The organism is Shewanella schlegeliana, from assembly GCF_016765635.1.
GTDB classification, from domain to species: domain Bacteria; phylum Pseudomonadota; class Gammaproteobacteria; order Enterobacterales; family Shewanellaceae; genus Shewanella; species Shewanella schlegeliana.
The window spans coordinates 118,604-142,165 of the sequence record NZ_JAESVD010000005.1 but is presented as its reverse complement, the minus strand read 5'-3'; the positions used below and the strand labels follow the sequence as shown (position 1 = coordinate 142,165).

General features: G+C 45.1%; 20 protein-coding genes. 9 read left to right on the top strand and 11 right to left on the bottom strand.

What is annotated here, in order from left to right:
• Positions 1 to 73: 73 nt before the first annotated feature.
• The 3 genes from JMA39_RS10105 to pepT form a co-directional block, all read right to left on the bottom strand.
• Positions 74 to 823 (bottom strand): tRNA (adenine(22)-N(1))-methyltransferase, encoded by a 750-nt coding sequence (locus JMA39_RS10105; RefSeq protein ID WP_237732760.1) that lies wholly within the window; start codon positions 821 to 823, stop codon positions 74 to 76.
• Positions 824 to 950: 127 nt separating this feature from the next.
• Positions 951 to 1,691, bottom strand: coding sequence for a Rossmann-fold NAD(P)-binding domain-containing protein (locus JMA39_RS10100; RefSeq protein ID WP_202721757.1), 741 nt, complete (start codon positions 1,689 to 1,691; stop codon positions 951 to 953).
• A gap of 152 nt (positions 1,692 to 1,843) precedes the next feature.
• Complete coding sequence (pepT, locus tag JMA39_RS10095) at positions 1,844 to 3,067, bottom strand: peptidase T (RefSeq protein WP_202721756.1); 1,224 nt, start codon at positions 3,065 to 3,067, stop codon at positions 1,844 to 1,846.
• 205 nt (positions 3,068 to 3,272) lie between these two features.
• Between pepT and JMA39_RS10090 the strand changes: the two genes are divergently transcribed.
• Complete coding sequence (locus JMA39_RS10090; RefSeq protein WP_202721755.1) at positions 3,273 to 4,043, top strand: ABC transporter permease; 771 nt, start codon at positions 3,273 to 3,275, stop codon at positions 4,041 to 4,043.
• 94 nt (positions 4,044 to 4,137) lie between these two features.
• On the opposite strand, the gene JMA39_RS10085 is transcribed toward JMA39_RS10090, so the two are convergent.
• Positions 4,138 to 4,365, bottom strand: coding sequence for a hypothetical protein (locus JMA39_RS10085; RefSeq protein ID WP_202721754.1), 228 nt, complete (start codon positions 4,363 to 4,365; stop codon positions 4,138 to 4,140).
• 330 nt (positions 4,366 to 4,695) lie between these two features.
• Here JMA39_RS10085 and rsmS point away from each other — a divergent pair, with 330 nt between their 5' ends.
• The 3 genes from rsmS (at position 4,696) to JMA39_RS10070 (ending at position 7,296) form a co-directional block, all read left to right on the top strand.
• Positions 4,696 to 4,857 (top strand): pleiotropic regulatory protein RsmS, encoded by a 162-nt coding sequence (gene rsmS, locus JMA39_RS10080; protein WP_202721753.1) that lies wholly within the window; start codon positions 4,696 to 4,698, stop codon positions 4,855 to 4,857.
• Between the two features lie 105 nt (positions 4,858 to 4,962).
• Positions 4,963 to 5,697: a DUF599 domain-containing protein gene (locus JMA39_RS10075; RefSeq protein WP_202721954.1), complete on the top strand. Its 735-nt coding sequence runs from the start codon at positions 4,963 to 4,965 to the stop codon at positions 5,695 to 5,697.
• Between the two features lie 219 nt (positions 5,698 to 5,916).
• Complete coding sequence (locus JMA39_RS10070; protein ID WP_202721752.1) at positions 5,917 to 7,296, top strand: leucine-rich repeat-containing protein kinase family protein; 1,380 nt, start codon at positions 5,917 to 5,919, stop codon at positions 7,294 to 7,296.
• Positions 7,297 to 7,387: 91 nt separating this feature from the next.
• On the opposite strand, the gene JMA39_RS10065 is transcribed toward JMA39_RS10070, so the two are convergent.
• The 4 genes from JMA39_RS10065 to JMA39_RS10050 form a co-directional block, all read right to left on the bottom strand.
• Positions 7,388 to 8,686 carry a DUF3300 domain-containing protein gene (locus JMA39_RS10065; protein WP_202721751.1) on the bottom strand — a complete coding sequence of 433 codons (1,299 nt, stop codon included), beginning with the start codon at positions 8,684 to 8,686 and terminating at the stop codon, positions 7,388 to 7,390.
• 93 nt (positions 8,687 to 8,779) lie between these two features.
• On the bottom strand, positions 8,780 to 10,330 hold the full coding sequence (locus JMA39_RS10060; protein WP_237732759.1) for an ATP-binding protein: 1,551 nt from the start codon (positions 10,328 to 10,330) through the stop codon (positions 8,780 to 8,782).
• Between the two features lie 4 nt (positions 10,331 to 10,334).
• Complete coding sequence (locus JMA39_RS10055; protein WP_202721749.1) at positions 10,335 to 11,024, bottom strand: response regulator transcription factor; 690 nt, start codon at positions 11,022 to 11,024, stop codon at positions 10,335 to 10,337.
• 57 nt (positions 11,025 to 11,081) lie between these two features.
• Positions 11,082 to 11,402, bottom strand: coding sequence for a PepSY domain-containing protein (locus JMA39_RS10050; RefSeq protein WP_202721748.1), 321 nt, complete (start codon positions 11,400 to 11,402; stop codon positions 11,082 to 11,084).
• Positions 11,403 to 13,078: 1,676 nt separating this feature from the next.
• Between JMA39_RS10050 and JMA39_RS10045 the strand changes: the two genes are divergently transcribed.
• From JMA39_RS10045 to JMA39_RS10030, 4 genes are all read left to right on the top strand, one after another.
• Positions 13,079 to 13,402: a hypothetical protein gene (locus tag JMA39_RS10045; protein WP_202721747.1), complete on the top strand. Its 324-nt coding sequence runs from the start codon at positions 13,079 to 13,081 to the stop codon at positions 13,400 to 13,402.
• A 14-nt stretch (positions 13,403 to 13,416) separates the two neighbouring features.
• On the top strand, positions 13,417 to 13,815 hold the full coding sequence (locus tag JMA39_RS10040) for a hypothetical protein (protein WP_202721746.1): 399 nt from the start codon (positions 13,417 to 13,419) through the stop codon (positions 13,813 to 13,815).
• 1,087 nt (positions 13,816 to 14,902) lie between these two features.
• Positions 14,903 to 15,847: a choice-of-anchor H family protein gene (locus JMA39_RS10035; RefSeq protein WP_202721745.1), complete on the top strand. Its 945-nt coding sequence runs from the start codon at positions 14,903 to 14,905 to the stop codon at positions 15,845 to 15,847.
• Between the two features lie 97 nt (positions 15,848 to 15,944).
• On the top strand, positions 15,945 to 16,454 hold the full coding sequence (locus JMA39_RS10030; RefSeq protein ID WP_237732758.1) for a hypothetical protein: 510 nt from the start codon (positions 15,945 to 15,947) through the stop codon (positions 16,452 to 16,454).
• Between the two features lie 57 nt (positions 16,455 to 16,511).
• Here JMA39_RS10030 and JMA39_RS10025 read toward each other — a convergent pair whose 3' ends face one another.
• Positions 16,512 to 18,791, bottom strand: a complete 2,280-nt coding sequence (locus JMA39_RS10025; protein ID WP_202721744.1) for a TonB-dependent hemoglobin/transferrin/lactoferrin family receptor — start codon at positions 18,789 to 18,791, stop codon at positions 16,512 to 16,514.
• Between the two features lie 383 nt (positions 18,792 to 19,174).
• On the opposite strand from JMA39_RS10025, the gene JMA39_RS10020 reads away from it, so the two are divergent.
• Entirely contained in the window at positions 19,175 to 20,509 is a 1,335-nt protein-coding gene (locus JMA39_RS10020; RefSeq protein WP_202721743.1) for a M20 metallopeptidase family protein, read from the top strand.
• On the opposite strand, the gene JMA39_RS10015 is transcribed toward JMA39_RS10020, so the two are convergent.
• Both JMA39_RS10015 and JMA39_RS10010 read right to left on the bottom strand, forming a co-directional pair.
• Complete coding sequence (locus JMA39_RS10015; protein ID WP_202721742.1) at positions 20,506 to 21,720, bottom strand: tetratricopeptide repeat protein; 1,215 nt, start codon at positions 21,718 to 21,720, stop codon at positions 20,506 to 20,508. The genes JMA39_RS10020 and JMA39_RS10015 overlap by 4 nt on opposite strands.
• A gap of 301 nt (positions 21,721 to 22,021) precedes the next feature.
• Entirely contained in the window at positions 22,022 to 23,338 is a 1,317-nt protein-coding gene (locus JMA39_RS10010) for a DEAD/DEAH box helicase (protein WP_202721741.1), read from the bottom strand.
• Between the last annotated feature and the right edge of the window lie 224 nt (positions 23,339 to 23,562).

Here is a 23,562-nt window from a genome sequence, read left to right as displayed (position 1 = left end):
TGATTAGTTCGGCTCGTGTTGATTAATGTGAGTTGGCGCATGATAGATAAAAGATGCTGGATTATACCTTAAATCATAGAGGCGATAGGTTTTGCACGCCCTGATAGGCGGCAATAATGGCACCTATCATCGTTTTTTCCTTTTGCTGCTCAGCGCTTAACTGACCGTTTTGCTGAGCTTTTAATAGGCCTTGCTCAATTCTTTGATAGTGCTTAACACTCTTTTGTAGATAATCCCTATCAAGCTCACGACTCAAATCCCACATGCTAGAGCCTACAGGACTTAGCGGGACTTGACTCGCGGTCGATAGGTGTAAGATCTCGTAGAAGCGCTTGTTCTCTTGCATTAGCTGCTCATCGACTAAGCCTAAACCAAGTTGCTGCATCGCCGTACGCACTTTATAGATGTGATGCACGGGGCAGAGAATAAACTCCAATGAGTGCTGTGGATGGCGGGCCATAATTTGCTGCACCAACTCAATGGTGAGTTCGCCGCCAACCCCTGCGATGATAATGAGCTGACGCTGCTCTTTTGTGGCTAATGCTAGCTTGGCGACATCGAGACAATGTACCTGCCAGTGGCTTTGGTCATGGGCTAAGGCGGTCTGCTTGCTTAGCTCAGCATCAGGATGAAATCGTTGCAGCTTTTGTTTCACTTCATGCATCAAACTTGGCACAACATCAACAAAATGTAGGTTGTCAGCAGCCTTTCGCTTTAGCAGTGCAGCCCCTAATAAGCCATGATCACAGCAGCAATCCCAAATATGATCGTAATGGTCATTAATCATGGTGTTTATGTGCTGCAGGCGCTGGCTAATTTTCAAGTGGATTCTCGGTGACATCAGATAAGGGCGGCTATTTTAGGGGGTAGAGTCAATAGCCGCAAGCTCTAGCGGTTGAACTAGAGCGCGTGTAAGGTGCGAGTCAGGGCACGAGTTTCTAGAGAGTTAGTTACTTGAGCATTAGTGACTTGAGCATTTCGTCATTGGAGACAAGGGTGACAAGCTGAGTTGGTGCTGCTTGTGTAGACAGAGCTTGTGCTGGCTCGGCAGGTACAGAAAGGCCTTGTACAGACAGTGCTTGAGCCAACATGGCACTGGCGACCTTTTCGGCTTCGATAGGGCGGTATTGCTTAAGTGAGCCGATAAACAGAGGCGAGATAAGCTTAGAAAGCAGTTGACCTATATCTTCTAGTGTACGTTTTTCCTTGCGCTCACCTAACAGTAAGCTGGGTTGAAACAGCCATAACCGCTTAGGGTTTGCTGGCTTCTGGCTTTGGTTTAGCCACTCAGCAAGGGCCTCTTGGGTTTCCCCCTTAACACGGTTATAGAAGGTGCTTGATTGACTGTTTGCCCCTAATGCCGTTACCACATAGTTTTTGCTTGCATCACATTTAGCAATAAAGTCGATACAGGCCGTTTTATCAACCGCAATGAAGGCCGCTTGGCTACCGGCTTTTTTAATGGTGGTACCCAAGCAGCAAAAGGCGTGTTCGATTGCAAAGGGGAGTTCAAGAGAGGGAAGTTCACTGAGTTGACACGAGATAAAGCTGACCTGCGTGTCATGTAGGTTACGGTAGTGGGGTTGGTTTCTGCCAAGCACGAGAATATTCTTATATTGCCCCGAGTCGATTAATTTCTGTAGCAGTAGTTGTCCAATCAGTCCTGTAGCACCAATGATAGCAGCGTTCATTTCAGTCTTAGTTTACGGTATCAATGATGTCAGTTTAGAGAGTGTGTCCAAGGAAGCAAATACTATTTGTTTGCTAAATAGCAGGAAAATATAAAGGCCTGCTGGGCAGGCCTTTATATGCAAGTTCGATCTGTTAGTTATACAAGAGTGAGTTACTTGTGCTGCGCCGTGAGTTTAGCGATTTCAACTATGGTCTCTGTCGCTTTTACCATGGACTCGACACATACATACTCATGCTTACCGTGGAAGTTATGCCCGCCAGTAAATAGGTTAGGGCATGGCAGTCCCATATAGGACAAGCGCGAGCCATCGGTACCACCACGTATAGGCTTAATTATTGGCTCAATACTTAAGTTCTGCATCGCTTGTTTGGCGATGTCGATAATATGCGGATGCGGCAAGACTTGCTGCTTCATATTCAAGTAAGAGTCTTGAACATCTATGGTTAACTGACCGATAGACAGCTCTGCATTATATTTTTCAACTAACTCGGTTAGCCATTGCTTTCTCTTCTCGAAAAGCTCTAGGTCGAAATCACGAATGATATAGGTCAGCGTCGCCTTTTCGGTAACGCCTTCCATACCGAGTAGGTGAAAGAAACCCTCATAGTCGCGGCTATGCTCTGGGGTGTCTTTTAGCGGCATCTTAGCGTGGAATCGCGCCGCGATGGTTTGGGCGTTAACCATCACGCCATAGGCGGTGCCAGGGTGACAGTTGTTACCCGTTGCGGTGATCACCGCGGTTGCTGCGTTAAAGTTTTCATACTCAAGTTCACCGACTTGACCACCGTCAATGGTGTAGGCCCACTGAGCACCAAAGCTTTCGACGTCAAAATGGTCGGCGCCGCGGCCAATCTCTTCATCAGGCGTGAAGCAAAGTCGAATTCTGCCGTGAGGGATCTCTGGGTGAGTGATTAGATGATGCAGTGCACTGATAATCTCGGCGATACCCGCTTTATCGTCCCCGCCTAACAGGGTGCTGCCGTCAGTGGTGATAAGCGTTTGACCAACATACTGGTTTAGGCTGCTAAATTGTTTTGGTGATAACACCTCTTCTAGGCCTAACTGAATATCTTCGCCATCATAGTTTTCAATGACTTGAGGAGAGACATTTTCTCCGCTGTAGTCCGGAGCCGTGTCTAAATGAGCGATAAAGCCGATGCATGGTACGCCCTCTACATTGGCAGGTACCGTTGCGGTTAAATAACCCTTATCTGAGAGTTGCACATCCTCAAATCCTAGGCTGACAAGCTCTTTACGTAAATGCTGAGCAAATACAAATTGGCTATGAGTGCTAGGTACATTCTGGCTTTGGCCGTCAGATTGAGTGTTAAAACTGACGTAACTTAAAAATCGCTCGAGTAGCTGCTGCTTCATAATCATAGTTTCTAAAATAGCAAAAAGTGTTTTGAGTCTAACAAGGCAAAACTGGAATTCATTAGACATCGATCAAGTTTTTCTCAATAGATGAATAATTAGTCAGGTTAGTCTAGATAGAAATATCAGTGAGTATGGCGCTATCACCTTGCCTAAGGTTTGGTTATATTAGGCAATAGATTTGTTGTCTAAGAGATAGAGTTAAATGGATATCGGTTGGTTACAGTTAAGCTTATTTATGCTGGTGCTATCGGTACCTATGGCGATAGGGCGATATTTTCAATTAGGTCTTAGCCGTGATATGACCTGGGCAGTTGTGCGCATGACGGCGCAGCTGATTTTGGTGGGGCTCTATCTACAATACCTCTTTTTACTCGATAATATCTGGGTAAACCTTGCTTGGTTGCTGGTGATGTTACTGGTTGGCTCGAGCGCGATTATTAGTAAGGCGAAACTACCTAAGAGGTTACTCTATCTACCAGTGTTCTCTGGCCTAGCCTTAGGCATGTTTCCGGTGCTGTGGCTGATGATTGTCTATCTGTTGTCACCCGAGCCACTGTATACCGCGCAATACTTAATTCCCACAGCAGGCATGCTGCTTGGTAATTGTTTGAGCGGCAACATTATCGCATTACAGCGACTATTTGGTGCCTTTAATGATAGAAAGCAGGAGTACCAAGGCTCGCTAGCACTGGGAGCATCGCCGAGTCAGGCGAGTCTGCCATTTGTGCAGACGGCGATGCAGCAATCCTTTGCGCCCATTTTGGCATCGATGGCGACAATGGGACTGGTTACCTTGCCTGGAATGATGACGGGACAGATTTTGGGGGGCATAGATCCACTGATCGCCATTAAGTATCAGCTGGTGATCTCGGTGGCGATTTTCGTCACCCTGTCGGTTTCAGTCTCGCTCACATTAGTACTCAGTATTCGTTCGACAATTACAGCTTCAGGACGCGTACGAGTCAGCCTGTGACCTTGAATAAGTAACAAAAATAAAAATGGCCACACAGCAGATGCTAGCAGCCATTTTTTATTGGAAGATTATTTGTTGAGAAAAGCTGACGTGCTTAGAGCACAAGTTCCATATCCAGCTCAATATCGGTACAACCTTTCTTACAGCAGATCCCAGAAACGCTGTCTTCTTGACCTTTTACCGGCAATTTCATCTCAAGTGCTTGATTGCACACAGGGCAGAGAACAGTGTTACCTTTAAACACTCTTTTGATCAGGTTTTTTTGTTCATTAAAAGATTTTGCTGTGGTGTCATTGATCACCGAGAAATCCATTTTTGCCATAAATAATTTTTGCCTTTGAATTTGCTAATCACAATATTGATTGTGGCTTTTTGAGTCTTAATCTATCCCGCAGTATATCTAGGCTTTGAGCGGTAATAAAGCCTTATACCAATCAGTATCAGAAGTTGATCTACTCAGAGCGTTTTTTGGCAAACTAATGCAAGGCGAATAGCTGAGCAAAATTAACCAGCCAAACATGCTCCAGATTGGCGAGTTTTAGCGATTCTGATGCTGTGTTAACGAGCTTAACCTTAGTTCAACGATATTGAGAAGCGTAAACTCTCTGAGTATACTAGCCCACTCTTTCCCCCTCGAATTAGAGTTAACCAAATGAGTGATGACAAGCAACCCAGTGAGTTAGACAAGGCTCCTGATGAGGTGAAACTGGCAGTTGACCTTATTTATTTGCTAGAGAGTCATCAAATAGAGCCAAGTGTTGCCTTAGCAGCCCTTGAGATAGTTAAAACAGATCTACAAGCAAAGCTTGCATAAGTAAGCAAATTTTGGATAGGTGAGTTAGCCCAGTTTTCTAAATATTGGTGGCTGACTTTGATAGACTGGTAATGATAGACAGGTAATTTTTTGATGAACACCGGCATGACCATTTCGTTACTCGATCTTGTAGCGCCTTTTTGCTTTATTTCTAGTTGGGTTGGCTATACCTATTTTGCTAAACACAAAGCGAAAAATACCAACTGTATTGCTCGATGCTTGCATCAACATCGCATTCATTGGATGTATGAACTATTAGGTCGAGAGGTACGAGTCAGTGATGCTGCGCTGTTGGCAAACCTTGAACGTAATATCGCTTTTTTTGCATCGACAACCATGCTGGTGCTTGCGGGTGTGTTAACCCTGTTTGCTCAAGTCGAGCGTTTAGAGGCGGTGATCGCAACGATCCCATTTGCCGCATCTCCCAACCATGCCTTGGTGCAACTTAAACTCGGTATGTTGACCTTCGTCTTTGTGATGGCGTTCTTCCAGTTCACCTGGTCGATGCGTCAATATGGCTTCTTAAATGTGATGGTGGGGGCCGCTCCTGTCGATAAGACAGGCTCTAATGAAAATCTACGCCGTTATGCCAGGCAGATGGCTGTAATACAAGATCAGGCGACCCACTCCTATAACTACGGTCTACGTTCTTACTACTTTTCAATGGCAGCACTGTGCTGGTTTATTCATCCGTTAGCCTTGATCTCCGCCAGTATTTTCGTGGTATATACACTCTATCGCCGCGAATTTAAGTCAAAAGCGGTGATGGCGATTACCGAGGGCCAAGAGCTATTACAACTTGAGCGTGATGAAAGAGCTAGGCTTACTAAATCCACATAAGCTAAAGCTATAGAAGCCAAGTCTACAGAAGAGAGCCTGACCAACTAGTCCACAAGATTATTCAATTGTTCGGTGAGGCCCTTAGCTATAGCTCCAAGATACATTAGCTCCAAAATACATTAGCTCCATAATGCGCTAGCTTCTTGCATTTGGCTTTCTCATTGACGGGGAATCGTATAGTATTGCGCGCTGTTTTTTATCAGGGTGAAGGTAAGAGTTTTGCATACTATTGAGCAGTTAACATCGGGACAGTTAAAAGGGATTACACGGCTACAACTCTCAAAAGGGCTGACAACATTTCCTGAAGAGATATTTGAGCTTGCCGACACGCTAGAAATACTCGACCTATCAGATAATCAACTCACTCACTTACCCGATGACTTTGCGCGTTTGCATCAGTTAAAAATTCTTTTTTTAACCAATAACTGTTTTGAAACTGTTCCTTCGGTATTGGCTTCATGCCCTAAGCTTGAAATGATCAGTTTCAAATCGAACAAGTTAACACTACTGCCTGAAAAAGCACTCCCAGATAATACCCGCTGGCTTATCTTAACCGATAATCATCTCGAGTCTTTGCCTGAGGATATGGGACGTCTGCATCGCCTGCAAAAATTAGCTCTAGCAGGCAATAAGCTCACTTGCTTACCTGAGAGCATGGCTAAATGCACCAAGCTAGAGTTGGCTCGCTTATCGGCTAATGCCTTTAAGGTGTTGCCAGATTGGTTATTTCAATTACCTCTCCTGAGCTGGTTAGCGCTTGATGGTAGCCCATTCATACCACAGCAAGAGTTAGCCGATAAAGGGGTTATAAATGTTGCCTCAATGCCCAGTGTAAGCCTTGACGATCTCGCATTGATACAGGTGATAGGCCAAGGTGCATCGGGTGTGATTTACCGAGCCAAATGGCTTAAGCAACCTGTTGAATTGACCGGGACGCCCCTCGATATTGCCGTTAAAATATTTAAAGGGGAGGTCACAAGCGACGGTTACCCCAAAGATGAGCTGGCTAATTGTTTACAGGCAGGGCAGCATGGCAATCTGATAAAGGTCATCGCTCAGCTTAATCAGGCCGATAAATCTGGGCTTGTCATGGAGCTTATTCCAAGTCATTTCCAAAATTTAGGTCTGCCCCCCTCACTAGATACTTGTACTCGAGATACCTTTAGTGATGGATCTCAGTTTGAGTTGCAAACGATATTAAATATCTTGAAACAGATGGCGTCGGGACTGACTCATCTACACCAAAATCGAGTCAGTCATGGCGATATCTACGCTCATAACACCATGTACAATAGCAATGCTGAGATCCTATTTGGCGACTTTGGCGCGGCAACGAATTTAAGCCAACTGCCTTTACTGCAAAGAGAGGCGATGGAGGCAATAGAGGTTCGCGCCTTGGGTTGCCTTATAGAGGACTTAGTCGAGCATTGTTTACAAAATCCAACAGAAGTAAGCCAAACGGTTCTTGCCAAGTTGCTTAAGTTAAAACAGGCATGTTTGCAGCCGAACTTAGGGTTACGTCCGAGCTTTACAGAGGTTGAAGAACAGCTGTTGCAATTGATGGAGCAGCTAGAGACAGAATTATGCCAAAGCGTTTAGCCGCTTAGTATTAAAGATAAAAAACGCCGTCAATTGACGGCGTTTTTTATCAAGCCTGTTCATCCTACAGATCCCTTTCATCTGTCACTTGTTACTCTTTCCTTGGTTTGTGCTGGTTACTGCTTCTTGGTGCATGGCTGCGAGGTGCTTGGTTTCTCGCTGGCTTAGCTGTATGGCCTTGATGCTTAGCTCTGTTGTCATAGCTTTTATTGGTTTTAGGCTGTGAGCTTCTTACAAAGTGCTGCTGATGGCTGTTATTTCGCTGATGGTTTTTTACCCGCTCATGGCTGTTATTGTGTAGAGGGCTGTTTCCACGAATCTGACTCTTAATCTGCTCATGACTTTTGACTCGCTCATGACTGTTAATGCGCTCAGGGCTGTTCCCACGGATCTGACTCTTAAGCCGATCATGACTTTTGACTCGCTCAGGGCTGTTTATCCGCTTATGGCTGTTCATCTTGTGGTTAACATGCTTGCCAGAGTTATGGCGCAATGCTTTGCTTTGGGCGCGACTTGGGTAATGGCTGTTATATTTGTGGCGTAATGCATTGTTGCTGTAAGCCACGCCGCGCCTATGTTGCGGCTTGTGGGCCCAGCGCTTGGCGCCGTGACTGGTGACGATACGGCCGTGATGACGATATCGATGTGAGTTATGGTGATGCACCACTACCACATGACGCTTGTGCCAATGGAATGCACTGAAGTAATAGTTAAAACTGATGTGCACCCCAGCTCGCCAATAAAAGTGACCGTAACTGGGTCTGACATAGCCAGGGTAAACCGCCCAATAGATTGGTGGGTAGTTATACCAGCGCCAATATCCGTAAACCGTTCTCGGGTCGTAGTAGGGCACATAGACAATCTCTTTTCTCACCGGCTCGATAATGATCTGATCACTGATCCGAGTGACCTGCATATTGTCCATCTGCTCTAGACTATTGGCATTATCCGCCTCTTGTCTCAGTGTTTGAATGCTCGCTAATACTTGGGCTTCATCTTGCAAGAAGGCATCACCGAGAGATTGAGTCCAGTTGAGATCTTCACTGAGCTTTTGCAGTACATTCGGAAAGGCAATAAGCGCCACCACACTGGGATCCCAGTCTTTATCTTGCGCCTTGTCGATCTGCTTTTGTGTACTTAGATTATTATGCTCAACTTGCCATCGGTGAGCCTGCACCACTTCCAGTGGGTAGGTTGAGGCAATGAGGATATGGGTGAGTAAGCTATCGGGATAGAGCGCAATAGGTGCAAGCATCTGCGCCAGTTGCCCCTCAGTGTATTGAGAGTACTCGTGTTCTTGTGCCTTGACTGTGTTGGCTGACATCATCAAAGGCATTGCGATAGCAAGTGTGATGATCAATGACCAACACCATCTGTTGAATCTGTTCATATGCTCTCCTTATCGGTTAGCACCAGTATAAGAAAGCCAAGATGAACAGAAGCTGACAGCTAAAAAATCACTGAGATTAGGGCTTGAAGGAGATTAGGACTTGAATCGCAGTTCGAACTTAGCGCCATCAAGGGCTGTTGAGCGGCTAACGATGAGTTGTCCTTGATAACTGTCGACTAAGTCACGCACAATCGCCAGACCGATGCCGTGGCCCTGTTGATAAGAGTCGGCGCGAATACCCCGTTCAAATATTTGTGCGTGCAGCGCCTCGTCGATGCCTTTACCGTCATCTTCGATACTGATAACTAAATATGAGTCGACAGATTTAACGGTTAATAACACTTTGCTCACTGCGGCCTTACAGGCATTATCCAGCAGGTTACCTAAGATCTCGGTTAAATCACTGGCGTCCCCTTTAAAGATGGCGCTTCTGTCGACATCTTCGGTGATCGCTATCGGTGGCTGGCAGTAAATTTTTGGCAGGTTGCGCACCAGCTTGTCTGAAACATCCACCACCTCAACGCCTAAGTGCCAGGCTGACCCCGCCGCCGATTGCGCTCGTTTGAGCTGGTGGCCGATAATACGGTTGATTTGGCTTACCTGCTCAAATGATTGTGGGCTTAAATCCTTTTGGCTTTGAATGACCGCCAGCGGCGTTTTCAGGCTATGGGCCAAGTCTGCTAAGGCATTACGATAACGCTTACGTTGGTTTTGCTCGGTATTGAGTAAGGTGTTGAGCTGCTTGGCAACGGCACTCAGCTCGGTAGGGTAGTTTCCCTCTAACTGGTCGGCTTTACCGTTTTCAATCGCGGCTAATTCACTCTGTAAACGAGTGAGGGGTTTGAGTGTCCACCATAGCCATAATATTTGAATCGTTAGCAGGGCGGCCATCAAGATCAATAGCCAGCGCCAAAGTTGCTGATTAAACTCATTCACTTGGAGCAGATAGTCACTCTGATCTTTAATGATATAAACCGTGACAGGAAAGCGCGTGATCTGCTCGTTGCCTTGGTCATCGACATGCTGGGTTTCGAAACTCGCGCTAAAGCCATAAACCAAATGAGGTTCGTCGTTAAGAATTATCTCACTGAACTGACCTTGGCCTTTTTCTGGTTGTGGAAAGGCCGGATCAGTATGAACCGCGGTAGTGATTGCCGAAGTGAGGTCGATGCCAAGCAATGAGTTGGAGCGCCAAGCCACTTTTCGTCCATCATTGACTTGCGCATTATCAGGCACTTCGTCCTCGACTGGTTTTGCGGTAGTCGCTTCTACAAACTTAGCATCGAAGCTACTAGCTTGATGAGGTTCACCGCTGACGCTTGGCGTAGTCAGAGGTTGAAGTTGTGATTGAGTCGCGGGAACGGTGATTAAGGCGTATAGACCAGACTGGATCACATTGAACTGATTTTCTAATAATGCCTCAGGCATAAACAGTTGCTGATTATCGACCTCGGTAACCGCCAAGATAGAGTAGACGTAGGCTTTCAGCTCTTTGACCGAGGCACTCTTGACCTGCAGTTTAAAGGCATCGTTAAGGGTTAAGCCAACGATGGGAATTAAGACTAAGATTAGCAGCATGGCGCTGACGATAAGACGCGCCTTTAAAGAGTGCATAAGAGTGGGCAAGCGCTTAAGGTTTACCATTGGTTTACTTTTTAGCGCCGTCATTAAGTGACACAAGACGATAACCTTGACCTCTAAGGGTTTCAATCAGGCCTAGCTGATTATCGGGGTCGAGTTTTTTACGTAATCGCCTGATAAACACCTCGATCACGTTAGAATCCAAATCAAAATCTTGATCATAGATGTGCTCAGTCAGTACGGTTTTCGATTTTACCTCACCGATATGCAGCATGAAGTATTCAAATAACTTGTATTCAGAGCCACTCAAGGTGATGGTCTCGCCGGACTTGGTGATCTCTAAACTGCTGGTATTTAGACTAAAAGGGCCATTAGTGATAATCGGGCTGGCTTTACCCGCTGAGCGACGGATAAGGGCTTTTAAGCGCGCGACTAACTCTTCAGGATGAAAGGGTTTGGTGAGGTAATCATCGGCACCCGCATCCAAGCCTTCGACCTTATCTTGCCAGCTATCACGGGCGGTCAAAATGAGAATAGGAAAGCCGATATCTAGGCTTCTAAGCTCTTTAATGAGGGAGATGCCATCAAGCTTAGGTAAGCCAACATCGATAATGGCCGCATCATAATTATATTCGCGGCCTTGGAATAGGCCTATCTCGCCGTCATCGGCGGTGTCGACGGTATAATTCGCCTCGATAAGGTGTTGTTTAAGATTCGATTGCAGCTCTAAATCATCTTCAACTAATAACAATCTCATGGTCTGGGTCCTTATTGTTCGGCTCGATATTAAAGCGTTGCAAGCAATAGCCTAAAGCTAGTTGCGAGAAACGCGGCCTGTTTTGGCATCGACATTGACATAAAAAACCACACCGTCACTCGATAGTAGCTTTACCCTATAACCTGGATTGCCATTGACCCGGCTGGACTGAACCTTCAGCACCTTGCCGCGATACTGCCTTTTTGCTAACTGTACAGCTTGCTCTTTGCTGCGAACCTTTAATTTCTGCTGCTTATTATTGCTAGCCGCCATCGAGACAGACACCATAGATGTGACTGCCTGCACCGCGCTAGCTGCTGCAGGCTTTGCGGCTAATAGTGAGAGCGAGAACAATACGATAAATAAAGCAGTTTTCATTAAAGGTACCAAAGGGTTGAGATACAGCCAGTTTAAAAGATCCTATTCGATTAGTCATTATCTTGCCTATGTTAAACCAAGGTCTAGACCAGCATAAGGCTAGAACTATCCTGTCTATGCCAAGTTCGGGTATAGGTATACATAAGGTTAGATGAACACTGGCTGAATGTGGCTGGTTGTGAGCTTCCTGCTCACAGATGACTTCAAGTTAGACTGCGTCTAACAACTAGGCTTTGAAGCAATCAAGCTACGCTTGATAAACGTCGTGGCGCTTCGCCCCTTTCTGTAGTAAAGAGTCGAGCCAAGGGGGAAAGCGCTTGTCCCCGCTATTGATTTCATAAGAGTAAACCCTCAGCGCCCCGACGAAGTTACATGCATTGGACACGGGCCTCATACTCCAACAAAAATCGCCTAACGGCTCAGATGGGACATCCATGTCCCCCGAGCCTGAACCATCATCCATGATGGCTCTGCGGCATTTTTATCTGCGTATTTCGGCAACTTCGATGGGGAATTGGTGTTTTCTGTAGGCCAGCGGGAATTATCTAGCTTTATGGTTAAAGATTAAAGATTAAAGATTAAAGAAGCTTCTAACTCGCTTTTGGACTCTAAAGTTTGTAGGAGCTTGCTTCTCTGCTGCATCAAAAGTCACATCAATGAAACCTCGATTGATAGCAAAGTCCTAAACGACTTGAAATACCTTTAGGTTGAGAGTTACATCCAACAGAAGTGGTTCCAATGGCCTGCGGTCAGCGCATGTGCAGACACTTCTTAGGCACGCTGCAAGCGCATCTGACCTTCATGGCCTTAAGCGTTCCATACGCTTTGAAGGCATTTCCCATATCCCTATGGGTCAGTGGAGGAAATGCCATATTCAGTAGGGAACTGAATTTGCCCTGACCGCTCAACGAAAACAAACAACATCCATGTTTAAACGCCAGTTCAACATCCATGCCTCTCGCTCGAGAGCTTGATAACTTCGTTTTCTCTCACCCTGTTTCCGACGGGCTAAGCCGTATCTATACCGAATTAGAAAAGCACAATCTTTGGCTTTGGGCGTTATGATTAAAGCGTTAGCTCATTAGTGGACAAATATGCGTTAGTGCAAAGGGTCTAAAGGTAGGCCGTAGAATTAGGAAATTTATGGTAACAAAAGTTTACACTGACCCCACATATCTTTGATCCCACATATCTTACCGCATGACTTTCAACGATTTTATCGGTTGATAAATTGAAGTCAAATTCAGCGCTCGATGCGTAGCATTGCTATCTTGAATTATTTGTAATCACCTCTAATATTATTCAGGTCTAAAAAATAAATTACCATAGGATTATCTATTAATGAAACCAACTTATTTTTTAATACCAATTTTAATGTCCGCCTCTTTTGCTTCAAATGCAGTAACATGCGTGAACTACAGTAAGATAACCTCCATCCTGATCCCTAATTCTAATAGGACAGAAATACGGATTAAGACCCAAAGTATTAACTTGGATCAATCTGCTTATAACAATGGAAGAATTCAAATGTAGCAAGGAAGTTCATATCAAAGGTGGAAACACAAGCGAGATATATTACTAATGGCTTTTTCATTAAACAAAAGAATCAGGATTGACAGTCAGGATGATAATTGCATGGGAAATGATGATGAGTTTCATATAGTAGTGGGATCAAAATGAAAAATACTATTGGAATAATATTATTTTCTTTTTTTTTACTGTTCAGTGACCTATCCGTAGGGGCACCATTCGATGTGAATAGAGTTTACAGGTTTGATAGCCGCCCACCAGAAGAGATATTTAAAAAGGGATTTAAGAGTTGGGGGGATAACATGGATTTACTGGCTCATATTTCAGGCGATTCATGTGCAGGACCGAGAGAAGCGAGAGACTCAGGCTTTATATCTACAGGAGCAAATGAAGATGGTGTTATTAGTGCAGCAGAAGCCAAGATTGAATTTTTATCACAAAATATGACTAAAGAAGAGAAAAAAAATTAAAAATCTATGTTTATGTGATTGAGCCAGATTCTCGTTTTTATCCTGCAGTTGAATCATTACAGTATTATGCTCTACATAATCCTACTTATATCCCTCCCATCTTAGATGGATCAGGCCCAGACTTAATTCAAGAGTATGTTATACCTACATCTATAAATAACTATCAGATTCAAGAGGTATATGAAATCACCTTGGATCCTAATGACCACCCTATAATTTCAGGATCATACTCAAATCCTGAATTTGTGCCCTTTCTTACTTCTGCGAATGAAATGCCATTTACCATTGAAAGTCATCATGATTCAAATTCTGATGATACCTTTATATGTATGATGTCATCGCTTCCTATCGGAGGTAGACAAGAAGATATTGATCGTCAAATAGCACTTTCTGTACTTTATTTTGGGCATTAGAAATTTTACGTTTTGTTTCGATTACCCCTTGATGGAGGGGATTGTTGCAAATAATCTGAGTTGGTAAATAAGCCCTACTATTGCCCCAATCTTATTGAAAAACGACCTCTATATTGAATAAGCGATTCATAAAGGCAGATCTCTCCCGTACTACGTATCCGCCCCATGAACCCACGGGTCGATATTATTAGTGTTTGAAGTTCCAAGGCAGCAGTGCATCGATATCTGGCTCGGCTTTCGCCAACTCTTTCATGCACTTGGCGCTCTGCTTTTTCTATCTTTAAAATGCTTTTTGACCAACTTATAAAGTAAGAAATAAAAACAGAACTCAAGCGATAAAATCACCATGTTTCATTATGGCTGTTCATATATACAGCAAATAAAACTAATCCAAAATCTCGTTAAAACGATATGAATGAGCTTTTACTCTGAATGATAATTGGGCATTTTCAATTTAGAAATCGAATCACCATGGCTAAATGAAGGCACCAATTACCCGGTGTAGATACGGCTGCGGGCTTCGGTTTCAGGGCCGCTCTATGGCATCCATTTCCACCGCGGCATTTGTGAATCCATTCACATCAGATGTCATCGCAGAGCGTATAGGGACCTTTTCTTTCATAAAGCAGTACAGCGTCTCGCAGCAGTGTCTGCACATATGTCGTTCCTTCACATCTGACCCATAGGGATTTGGGAAATGTCATTATGATATTGGGAACATCATTGACCATGTGATCACGACATTCGGACATCCTGTCCAGCACCCGCTGCAGGCGATTGATAGCTATGAAGCTAAAACACAGAACTCGCGTCCATGTAGCAACTGAACCGATAGAAAATGTAACCAGTCTTCATTCGAAGGCTAACTTATCTTGGCCGAGTGTGAGCTGGAAGCTCACGACCTTTATCAAACGAAGTTTGATTGCTTAGCTCTCGGGTGTGGGCGAAGCGCCTCGACTTTGGTCAAACGTAGCCTGATGCTTTAAATCTCAGATATGGATGAAGCGCATCCGCTTCATAACGTTCAGCTTGTGTTCACACTCAATGGACTCTAATGGCCTCATTAAGCAAGAACTTCGAGGTGAAAATGAACACAAAACAAAATCATAAGACCCAAATTTGTAATCAAAATCCCATTATGGCGCGACTAGCTCAATTCGCACTGCTGATGCTGCCAATGACAGTAATACAGCCTGCGAGTGCCAGCTCGGATATGAGTCTGCCTTCGCAGCCGCAAAGCATCTCAGTTACGCAAACGGTTACTAGCGATGAGCAAAGTGCGCAAACGGCTCAATACGGCAATACTTTATCTGAGCTGCAAATAAGTCAGCTCGATGCACAAAGAGTGAAGCAAGCAGAGCAACAGGCAAGCTTTGAGGAGAAAGGCGAGGCTAGAACTATCCGTGAGCCACTTACTCGAGAAAAACTGACCCGTGAGCAAATAGTCCAAGCCCATATCGATAAGGCGACGCAGGGCAATCTTGACTTAGCAAAGAGTGGTTCGTCTAAGCAATTTGCCAACGGCATCTACCGCGATTTTTATATTTACGATGCCTATAGCCGTCTGTTTGTCGACAACGATTATGATGGCTTCTATCAGACCTTTAGCGTGACCTTCGATGCCGATGTACAAGGGTATTATGTTAATGAACGAGCAGACGTGTTTGCCGAGCTTTACTTGAGCCGTAATGGTGGACCATGGGAGCATTACTACACCACAGATATCTTTAGCATTTATGGCAATGCTACCGATGATGACTTTGAAGTATTAACCACGCTGGATTATGGTTACCCGACCGATCACTACGATGTGCTAATCGATCTCTATGAGGTGGGTTATGGCGATATTGTGGCAACGGTGAGCTCCTACGATTTTGACAGTCTTTATGCGCTGCCGCTGGAGAGCAGCGACAGAGATGATATCTATATTGATGAGGATTATCATGGCGCTAGCCTGTCACTGGGTTTGCTATTGTTGCTGTTTAGCTTACTCGCCCTAAGAAGGTTCAAGAGCGATCCAACCAAAAGCTAGCATTGATATCTTAATTCGGGCCGTTAAAATGTTGAGCAAAGATTGTACTCGCTAGCAACAATCAGTTGCCGGTCAGACAGCAGCAGGGAGCGAAAACATGGAGCAAGTGGCGGATATCAATGAACAGTATGCAAGCCAGTGCATCGTAAAGGAAAAGCGCTATACGACACACAAGAGTGAGGTTGAAATTGTTGGTAATAGCGCCGATACCGTGCTCTGGTTGTGGGAGCATTTGGTGCCCGTATCGGGTCAGTGCCAAACATTACAGGGTGAAGTGATTCGCGTGCTAGAGTTACTGGCTTGGGAAGCGCAGGCTAACGGTAACCTTAATTGGGATGCTAGTTTCGATGCGATGTTAGTGTTCTTAAGAAGGGCTTTCCTGTCATCGGATTACCCATTAGCAAAAACCTTCTCTATTGAGACTAGGCTATCTATAGAGGCTGATATTAACCGCCTCGCTCATTTTGTATTACCAACAGAACTCGACAGTCGTATTTACAGTGACGAGCTGCCCTATATTAAAGATGACTTGTATGATCGTCTGGCGGGTCACCTTGTGAGTTATTGCCACCATCATCGTACTTTATTGCCGCTCACTTTCGATTGATAAAAAAATGCAGCCTAGGCTGCATTTTTTATTGGTGCTATATCATCAAGCTACGCGTTAGAACTGATAGTTCACGCTCACGTTGAAGTAGCGACCCGGCTGGGTAAAGTCTTCTTTTTCTAGATCCATGCTAGCACCTAGTAAGAATACTGATTGACCTGCGACATCGGCATAATCGATATATTCCTTGTCAAACAAGTTATATACGCCAGCTCTTAACTTCCAGTTATCGTCAATGCGTAAGCCAAAGGTAAGATCCATTACCGCATAACCAGCAGTACCGTATACCTCATTAAACTTCTCTTTAGGGATGCAGATGCCCATGGCACAGATATCTTCTTCGGCTAGCTCGATATCATTGGTACGGTTCATATCATCCGCCCAGCGTACGACTGCGCCAAAATCGGCTTCCATATCGGCAATGTCGGTATACCAGTTAACACCTGCGGTTCCCTTGAGTGGACTGACACTGTTTAGGTAATCGCCGTTTTCATCTTCACCGTAGGTGTAAGAGATGTTACCCCATAGCTCAACGCTATCAGTTAGCCAATGATTGACCTGAGCTTCTGCGCCGTATAAGGTCACTTCATCGCGGTTGTAGTACTGGTACTTAAACTCCATAGGCTCCATCACTGGCGGGAAGCCTGGAATAAATACTGGCGGTTTGAAGCTAACATACTGCCAGTCAATATAGTCTTTTGCCAGAGTATAGAAGGCGGTTAGCTCATAGTTGGTGTCACTGTGATTGCCGCGAACGCCGACTTCCCAAGTATGAGATTGCTCAGACTCTAAGTCATAGTTAGCCTGAATAATCACATCAGTCATCGAGCCCGCATCGACTTCCAACTCACCCCATTTTTGATCTGGGGTTGGCATCTTGTAGCCATAGGCGTACTGACCATAGACGCTAACAGAATCTGATAATTGGTAGACTAGGCCCAGTTTAGGCGACCAGAAGTTGTCACTCATTGTCTGGAAATCTGCAGCATCTTTACCTGCGTCAACGGCTTGCTGTTGATCTGGAGAGTTGCGGAAATAGTCATAACGTAGACCCGCAATTAGATTCAAGTCGCCATCAAGCAGAGTGACATCATCCTGTATAAAAATACCTAGGCGTTGACTGTCGGTCGTGGCAAAGGTGAATGGGGTCGTCGTTTCGCCTGTAGCGGTATCATTGACTTCGCGATGACGTGACATAGTAGAAAACTCATAGTCCAGACCATAGGTGATCTGATGACCATAGCTGTCACCGCCTACATACTTGCTGAAGGTGCTGTTGATACCGATGCGTTGATCTTCAAAGCTGTAATCACGGATTTCACTTAAGCTGCTTGCTGTTCCAGCTTTATCCCACTCAAAATAGTCCCTATGCTCTAACTGCTCAGTTTGGCCAAAATAGGCTGTCACCGTTAAGGTGTCATGCATTTGGGTTGGCTTGTTTGAGACTAACTGCAGGGCACCATTAATGACTTGAGTGTCGCGGTCAGTATCGACATTTTCCTCAATAACATTGTCTTTATCAAATTCGTAGTCCCAGCGCTTAAGGGTCTGCTCTAGATAGTCTAGGGTCAGCTGAACTGAGGTGTATTCGTTGAAATGGTATTTGCTCTTAAACAGCACGCTGTCTTGCACTAGATCACTGTCTGGCTGAGTGTCATAAAAATTAGGCAGCTCTTCACCTTTACGGTGCTGGTAGGTCAGCAGATTTTCAAAGCCGCCGTAGGCTGCAGCACTGGTAAAGCCGGCTGCGTATTCGTTGTTAATGCCCGCATAGCCAGCATTAACCGACATATAATAGTCATCGCCCATTAGGTAGTCGCTGGCGTCTTTGGTGCGCATTACAACAACGCCGCCCAAGGCATCTGAGCCATACATGGTTGAGGCTGCAGCTTTAACGACTTCAACTTGCTTTAGGCTTTGCACTTCGGTAAGACCGCGGCCAGTACCTTCTGCGCCAGGGCCTAGTGGTGATGCATACTGGTTATTAACGCGTACGCCGTCTTTGACCATCATTACACGATTGCCACCGATACCACGAATAGTCACAGTGGTCGGCTTGCCTGCGCCGCCTTTAACGCCGATGGCAGACTCATTTCTAAACAAACTACCAAAGTCATTACTCATGCTTTTTTCAATAGCTTCTTCATCAATGACCACAATCGAGCCAGCAACCTGTTCAATTTCCTGCTCCATACGCGAACCTGAAATAACGATTACCTCGTGCTTTTGTGCACTGGCCTGTTGGTTTGATTGAGTCTCTACCGTGGCTTCTTGAGCCTGAGCATTGAGCGCTGTACTTACTGCTATAGCCAGTACACTAACTTTGAGCTTATTCATGACGCACCTTAACTTTAACCAAATGAGAATTATTCTCTTTTTTAAACGCGCGTTATCTTATACTCTAATTTGGGTAGGGTCTCGCTTGAATTGAGTGAATTTACAGGCTTTACATAACAAAAAAACAAATCTTGAAAGTGGATCACATTTATCTTTTCTGTCGGAAAAACAGATGCCTACTAATTCGTCTTGCTGTCATTTGTTGTTAACAAATGTAGTTTGCGTGATACATTTTCTGGCGGATAATTTTATTGTAAATCCCTCCTGATTTTTATCGCTAATTTAGTGTTAGCTGGTTTACATGTTTCGTCATTATGCTAGCTTGGTGCGAGTGATTGTTGAGAAGCCATTGATGGCCTAACAGAAAATAAGAGATAAATATCATGAGATTACCTCTGCTGTCCTCGTTTGCACTCATCATTAGTTGTAATTTGATTAATGCTTGTTATGCCACCAACTTGGTAGATTCTACCGCTAAGGCGATGCCAAGTCTTGAAGCCTTATATCTACATCTGCACCAAAATCCAGAGCTCTCCTATCAAGAAAAACACAGTAGCGCGCGTATAGCCAAAGAGTTAGCAAGTTTGGGGTTCCAAGTTACTGAAAATTTTGCTGGTTATGGTGTGGTGGGTATTTTAAGAAATGGAGAGGGGCCGACGGTCATGATAAGGGCTGATACTGACGCCCTACCCATCACTGAAGAAACAGGTAAGTTCTATGCCTCGAAAGTCACATCTTTGGATACCAATAACAATGAGGTCGGGGTCATGCACGCTTGTGGTCACGACATACATATGACCAGTCTCGTGGGTACCGCTCAGCAACTTGTGGTCAATAAAGCGCATTGGCAGGGCACCTTGATGGTGGTGGCTCAGCCTGCCGAAGAGGTCGGTGGTGGCGCAAAAGCCATGCTAAAGCAAGGTTTGTTTGAGGAGTTTGCCACCCCTGACTATGTGCTTGGTTTACATGTTAGCGCGTCGATACCTGCTGGCAAGGTAGGGATCGTTTCAGGCTATGCATTGGCGAATGTCGACTCCGTCGATATCACAGTTAAAGGCGAGGGCGGTCACGGCGCCTATCCGCACCAAACTAAGGATCCTGTGGTGTTAGCGGCGAGAATCATTTTGGCATTGCAGACGGTAGCGAGTCGAGAGCTGTCGCCGCTCGAACCTAATGTTATCACTGTCGGTTCGATTCACGGAGGTTCAAAGCACAATATCATCCCCAATGAGGTGAAGTTACAGCTTACCCTGCGCTCCTATAATCCAGAGGTTCGCCTGCAGCAAATTGCTGCCATTAAGCGTTTAACAAAAGGAATTGCGATGAGTGCTGGATTAGATGAAGCCTTGTATCCAGAGGTCGTTGTGCATCAAGGCGAGAGTATTCCATCAACCTATAATGATCCTGAATTAGCAGGTCTAGTAAAGGCAAGTATCGAGTCAGAGATCGGCGCAGAAAACGTCATTGCTGCCACACCTGTGATGGCGGGAGAAGACTTTGGGCTTTACGGTTTAACTGAGGATAAGCGTCCCATTACACTTTTCTGGTTAGGCGCTGTGGAGCTGAGCGAGTATCAATCTAGCCTTAAATCTGGCGAAGCTTTGCCGTCATTGCACTCCAGTAAATTTGCCCCAGACTATCCGACTACGATTAATACAGGTGTTAGAGCCATGACAAACAGCGCCATGGACTTGTTTACAAAGCAGGCTAACAATTAGCGGATGCGTTGCAGCTTATTTTCAATCTGAGCTAATAGCTTAAATGTTGGTTCACGAAGTTGAGTTAAGTCTCTTTGAGTCACTATTGCTACTGACTGATTAATCGCTTTATATGCGAGCGAATAGTTATGTTGCAATACTTCCAACTCCGCAAGGTTGTTTAGTGCCATAACTTGACCTGCGGGGTAGCCTGCTTTTTGATGATAGTTTAGAGAGTATTGGTATTGTGCGTTGGCGTTTTGATAGCGATTAAGGTGTTGGTAGATGTGCCCTGACCAGTTGGAAATATAGCCTAGGTAGAGCCAATCTTGGCTATTGGCGGCTAATGTTCTTGCTTGAGACAACTGAGTAATCGCTAACTCTGGCAATCCTTTTTTCAGTAGGAGTTGGGCTAAAGTGAGCCTTAATCTTGCTACTTGTCGTGAGTCACCGCTCGCAACCCCATGGGCTATGCCCTTATCAAGCCATCGCTTGGCTAGGATGAGTGCATCGCCAGTTCCGTCTTCACTGCTGTCTTGTGCCGTGAGCAACTCGGCTAATAGTCTTATGGCGATAAGATTGTTGGGCGTTTGCGTCAGTAGCTCGTTGAGGCTTGTTTGTGCATCGGCTAATTCACTATATTGGATCTGTTTAAGCGCTTGAATGAGTTGTGGCTGAGAAAACCAAGCATTGGCGCTCCCCTTGATTTGGCTAGGAGGGAGGTCTACGAACTGTTGAATTCGCATAGCCAGCCGAGTATTCGCCTCTGATAGAGATCTATCTATAATGGTTCCACTCTTTACCTGTTTTGCGCTTAATAAACGGTAGTCGAGCTGGTAACTGTTATCATTTATTGAGAGCGTCGTTTCTACTATTAATGATGCTCCTGAAACGATAAAGAGTCGCTCAAGATCGATAGCTTGCTGATCTTGGATAAAGCTAGATGCTTGGGAAAGCATAGCAATCACATCTTCAGTTTGTAGCACCGGATACTGGGCTGATGTTCCTAGGTTTGCGATCACTTGCTCCATCTGCGCGTACTCTTGCCAGTCGTTGGCACCAACTGCAGGTGGCGCTTTGATGGGTAGCACGATAATTGATCCAGTAGGCACTGGCTGAGCTTGAAATTTATTGAAGACTAGAAGAGCTGTAACCAGAATGGCACAAACTAAGGTGACAAGAATGATTAAAAGCCGTTGTTTGGAATTGATTTTTTGCATAAAAGCAAGCATGACGCTCCTAGGCTGAGTCTAGTCTAACTAAAGTGGTTCGCGACATAGAGTAAGATAAACAGATTAAATACATGCATAAGCTGAGTATAGATTAGCCGAAGCTGTAAGCTAGCCTATGGGAAATATATTGTAAAGAAAGTGTTATTCATGCAGGAGAGGAAAGCAGCTTAGGGTTAAGCCGCTTTGTAGGGCAATAGATCATTGCTAAATGAGTTAGCTGCTGGCTGTAGCATAAGCGGCTTTGATAAGCCGCTAGCACAAAGTTTGTGACAACCTAAGGAGAGTCACTCGTGGGTAAAATTTATAAGTTCCACGGATTCGGTGGTAGCTTATTGCTGTTTTTAGCGTGTTCTTTACGCTCACCGCTATGGTTCGATTTACGGCTCACAGGCTCTTTGGCTTTAGCCTCACGATGGGGCTTTTTATCGCCGCCAGCATTTGGCTTGTTCTTAGGCTTATAGTTCAAAATTGAGACTGGCACCTCTTTGCGTGGTGCAAATCCTTCAACTTCTCTGCGCTCAATTAGGTGGCCTAAACGGCTTTCAATCATACACAGATTTTTAAAGTCATCCTTCGAGACTAGAGCAACCGCTTCACCGCTGGCACCAGCGCGGCCTGTACGTCCGATTCGGTGAATATAGTCATCCGCAGGGTAAGGTAAGTCATAGTTAATCACTAATGGCAGCTCATCGATATCTAGACCACGAGCGGCTATTCCGGTAGCAATCAATAGGCCTATTTTACCCGACTTAAAGTCAGCTAAGATCTTTTCACGGATCTCTTGGCTGCGGCCGCTGTGAATACACTCAGCGGTAATGCCGCGCTTTTCAAGCTGGCTGACCAGCTTGGCAGCGCCTTGCTTAGTTTCAATAAAAATAAGCGCTTGTTGCCAGTTATTCTCTTGAATTAAGTGGCTTAACAAGGCCGATTTTTTGTCTTTATCAACCGTGACCAGCCACTGTTCAATTTTGGGCTTATTGTCGGTGTTATGAGTGACCGAAATTTCGATTGGTCGAGTAATCGTGGCTCTTGCTAGCTCTTTTACCTGGCGTGATAAGGTCGCCGAGAAAAGTAGGCTCTGTCTATCGACAGGCAGCTTTTCGATGATCTTATTGATATCTTCAATAAAGCCCATATCCAGCATTCTGTCGGCTTCATCGAGAACCAGGATTTCTATCTCATCGAAATGGATGGCGCGCTGGGTATACATGTCGAGCAAGCGGCCTGGTGTCGCCACTAGAATATCGACGCCTTCAATTAAGCGTGCACGCTGAGGCTTGGAGTCGACGCCACCATACATGGCCATAGAGGTCAGCGCTAAATGCTTGCCGTATTTGCTGATGTTATCTTCAACCTGCACCGCGAGTTCGCGAGTCGGCGTAAGAATTAGGGCGCGGACACGCTTCTTACGCTGGGTTTCGCCGCGGCTGAGCATCTCTAAAATTGGCAATACAAAACTGGCGGTTTTACCTGTACCAGTTTGCGCTGCAGCAATTAAGTTACGCTGACTTAAAATAACGGGAATGGTCTTAGCTTGAATCGGAGTTGGGCTAGTGTAGCCTTGCTCGGTAACAGCTTTAACGATAGGTGTGCTTAATCCAAGCTTAGAAAACGGCATGGTGAGTCTCAATTAGGTGTCTGGTTATCTATTGCAGTTATCGGTTTGGCGTAGATAGACGCTGATTGGCGCTGATAACTGTGTTGCTGTTTGCCATTATAACAGCTTGTTGCACCGTGCGCTTTATTGATGTTGCTTGCTATCGCAGCAAAGATCCTTGTTTTCGAAGGTCTAAGCCGTATCTAAAAGTAGTTTGAACAACATAACCTTTGGCATGTAGAGTT

What these genes read in the sequence shown, in the direction of transcription:
- JMA39_RS10065 (WP_202721751.1), bottom strand. Translation starts at nt 8,686, where the DNA reads ATGAACAGATTCAACAGATGGTGTTGGTCATTGATCATCACACTTGCT.
- JMA39_RS10020 (WP_202721743.1), top strand. Translation starts at nt 19,175, where the DNA reads ATGAGATTACCTCTGCTGTCCTCGTTTGCACTCATCATTAGTTGTAAT.
- pepT (WP_202721756.1), bottom strand. Translation starts at nt 3,067, where the DNA reads ATGAAGCAGCAGCTACTCGAGCGATTTTTAAGTTACGTCAGTTTTAAC.
- JMA39_RS10075 (WP_202721954.1), top strand. Translation starts at nt 4,963, where the DNA reads ATGACCATTTCGTTACTCGATCTTGTAGCGCCTTTTTGCTTTATTTCT.
- rsmS (WP_202721753.1), top strand. Translation starts at nt 4,696, where the DNA reads ATGAGTGATGACAAGCAACCCAGTGAGTTAGACAAGGCTCCTGATGAG.
- JMA39_RS10100 (WP_202721757.1), bottom strand. Translation starts at nt 1,691, where the DNA reads ATGAACGCTGCTATCATTGGTGCTACAGGACTGATTGGACAACTACTG.
- JMA39_RS10090 (WP_202721755.1), top strand. Translation starts at nt 3,273, where the DNA reads ATGGATATCGGTTGGTTACAGTTAAGCTTATTTATGCTGGTGCTATCG.
- JMA39_RS10060 (WP_237732759.1), bottom strand. Translation starts at nt 10,330, where the DNA reads ATGGTAAACCTTAAGCGCTTGCCCACTCTTATGCACTCTTTAAAGGCG.
- JMA39_RS10030 (WP_237732758.1), top strand. Translation starts at nt 15,945, where the DNA reads ATGGAGCAAGTGGCGGATATCAATGAACAGTATGCAAGCCAGTGCATC.
- JMA39_RS10045 (WP_202721747.1), top strand. Translation starts at nt 13,079, where the DNA reads ATGAAAAATACTATTGGAATAATATTATTTTCTTTTTTTTTACTGTTC.
- JMA39_RS10055 (WP_202721749.1), bottom strand. Translation starts at nt 11,024, where the DNA reads ATGAGATTGTTATTAGTTGAAGATGATTTAGAGCTGCAATCGAATCTT.
- JMA39_RS10015 (WP_202721742.1), bottom strand. Translation starts at nt 21,720, where the DNA reads ATGCTTGCTTTTATGCAAAAAATCAATTCCAAACAACGGCTTTTAATC.
- JMA39_RS10035 (WP_202721745.1), top strand. Translation starts at nt 14,903, where the DNA reads ATGAACACAAAACAAAATCATAAGACCCAAATTTGTAATCAAAATCCC.
- JMA39_RS10010 (WP_202721741.1), bottom strand. Translation starts at nt 23,338, where the DNA reads ATGCCGTTTTCTAAGCTTGGATTAAGCACACCTATCGTTAAAGCTGTT.
- JMA39_RS10050 (WP_202721748.1), bottom strand. Translation starts at nt 11,402, where the DNA reads ATGAAAACTGCTTTATTTATCGTATTGTTCTCGCTCTCACTATTAGCC.
- JMA39_RS10085 (WP_202721754.1), bottom strand. Translation starts at nt 4,365, where the DNA reads ATGGCAAAAATGGATTTCTCGGTGATCAATGACACCACAGCAAAATCT.
- JMA39_RS10025 (WP_202721744.1), bottom strand. Translation starts at nt 18,791, where the DNA reads ATGAATAAGCTCAAAGTTAGTGTACTGGCTATAGCAGTAAGTACAGCG.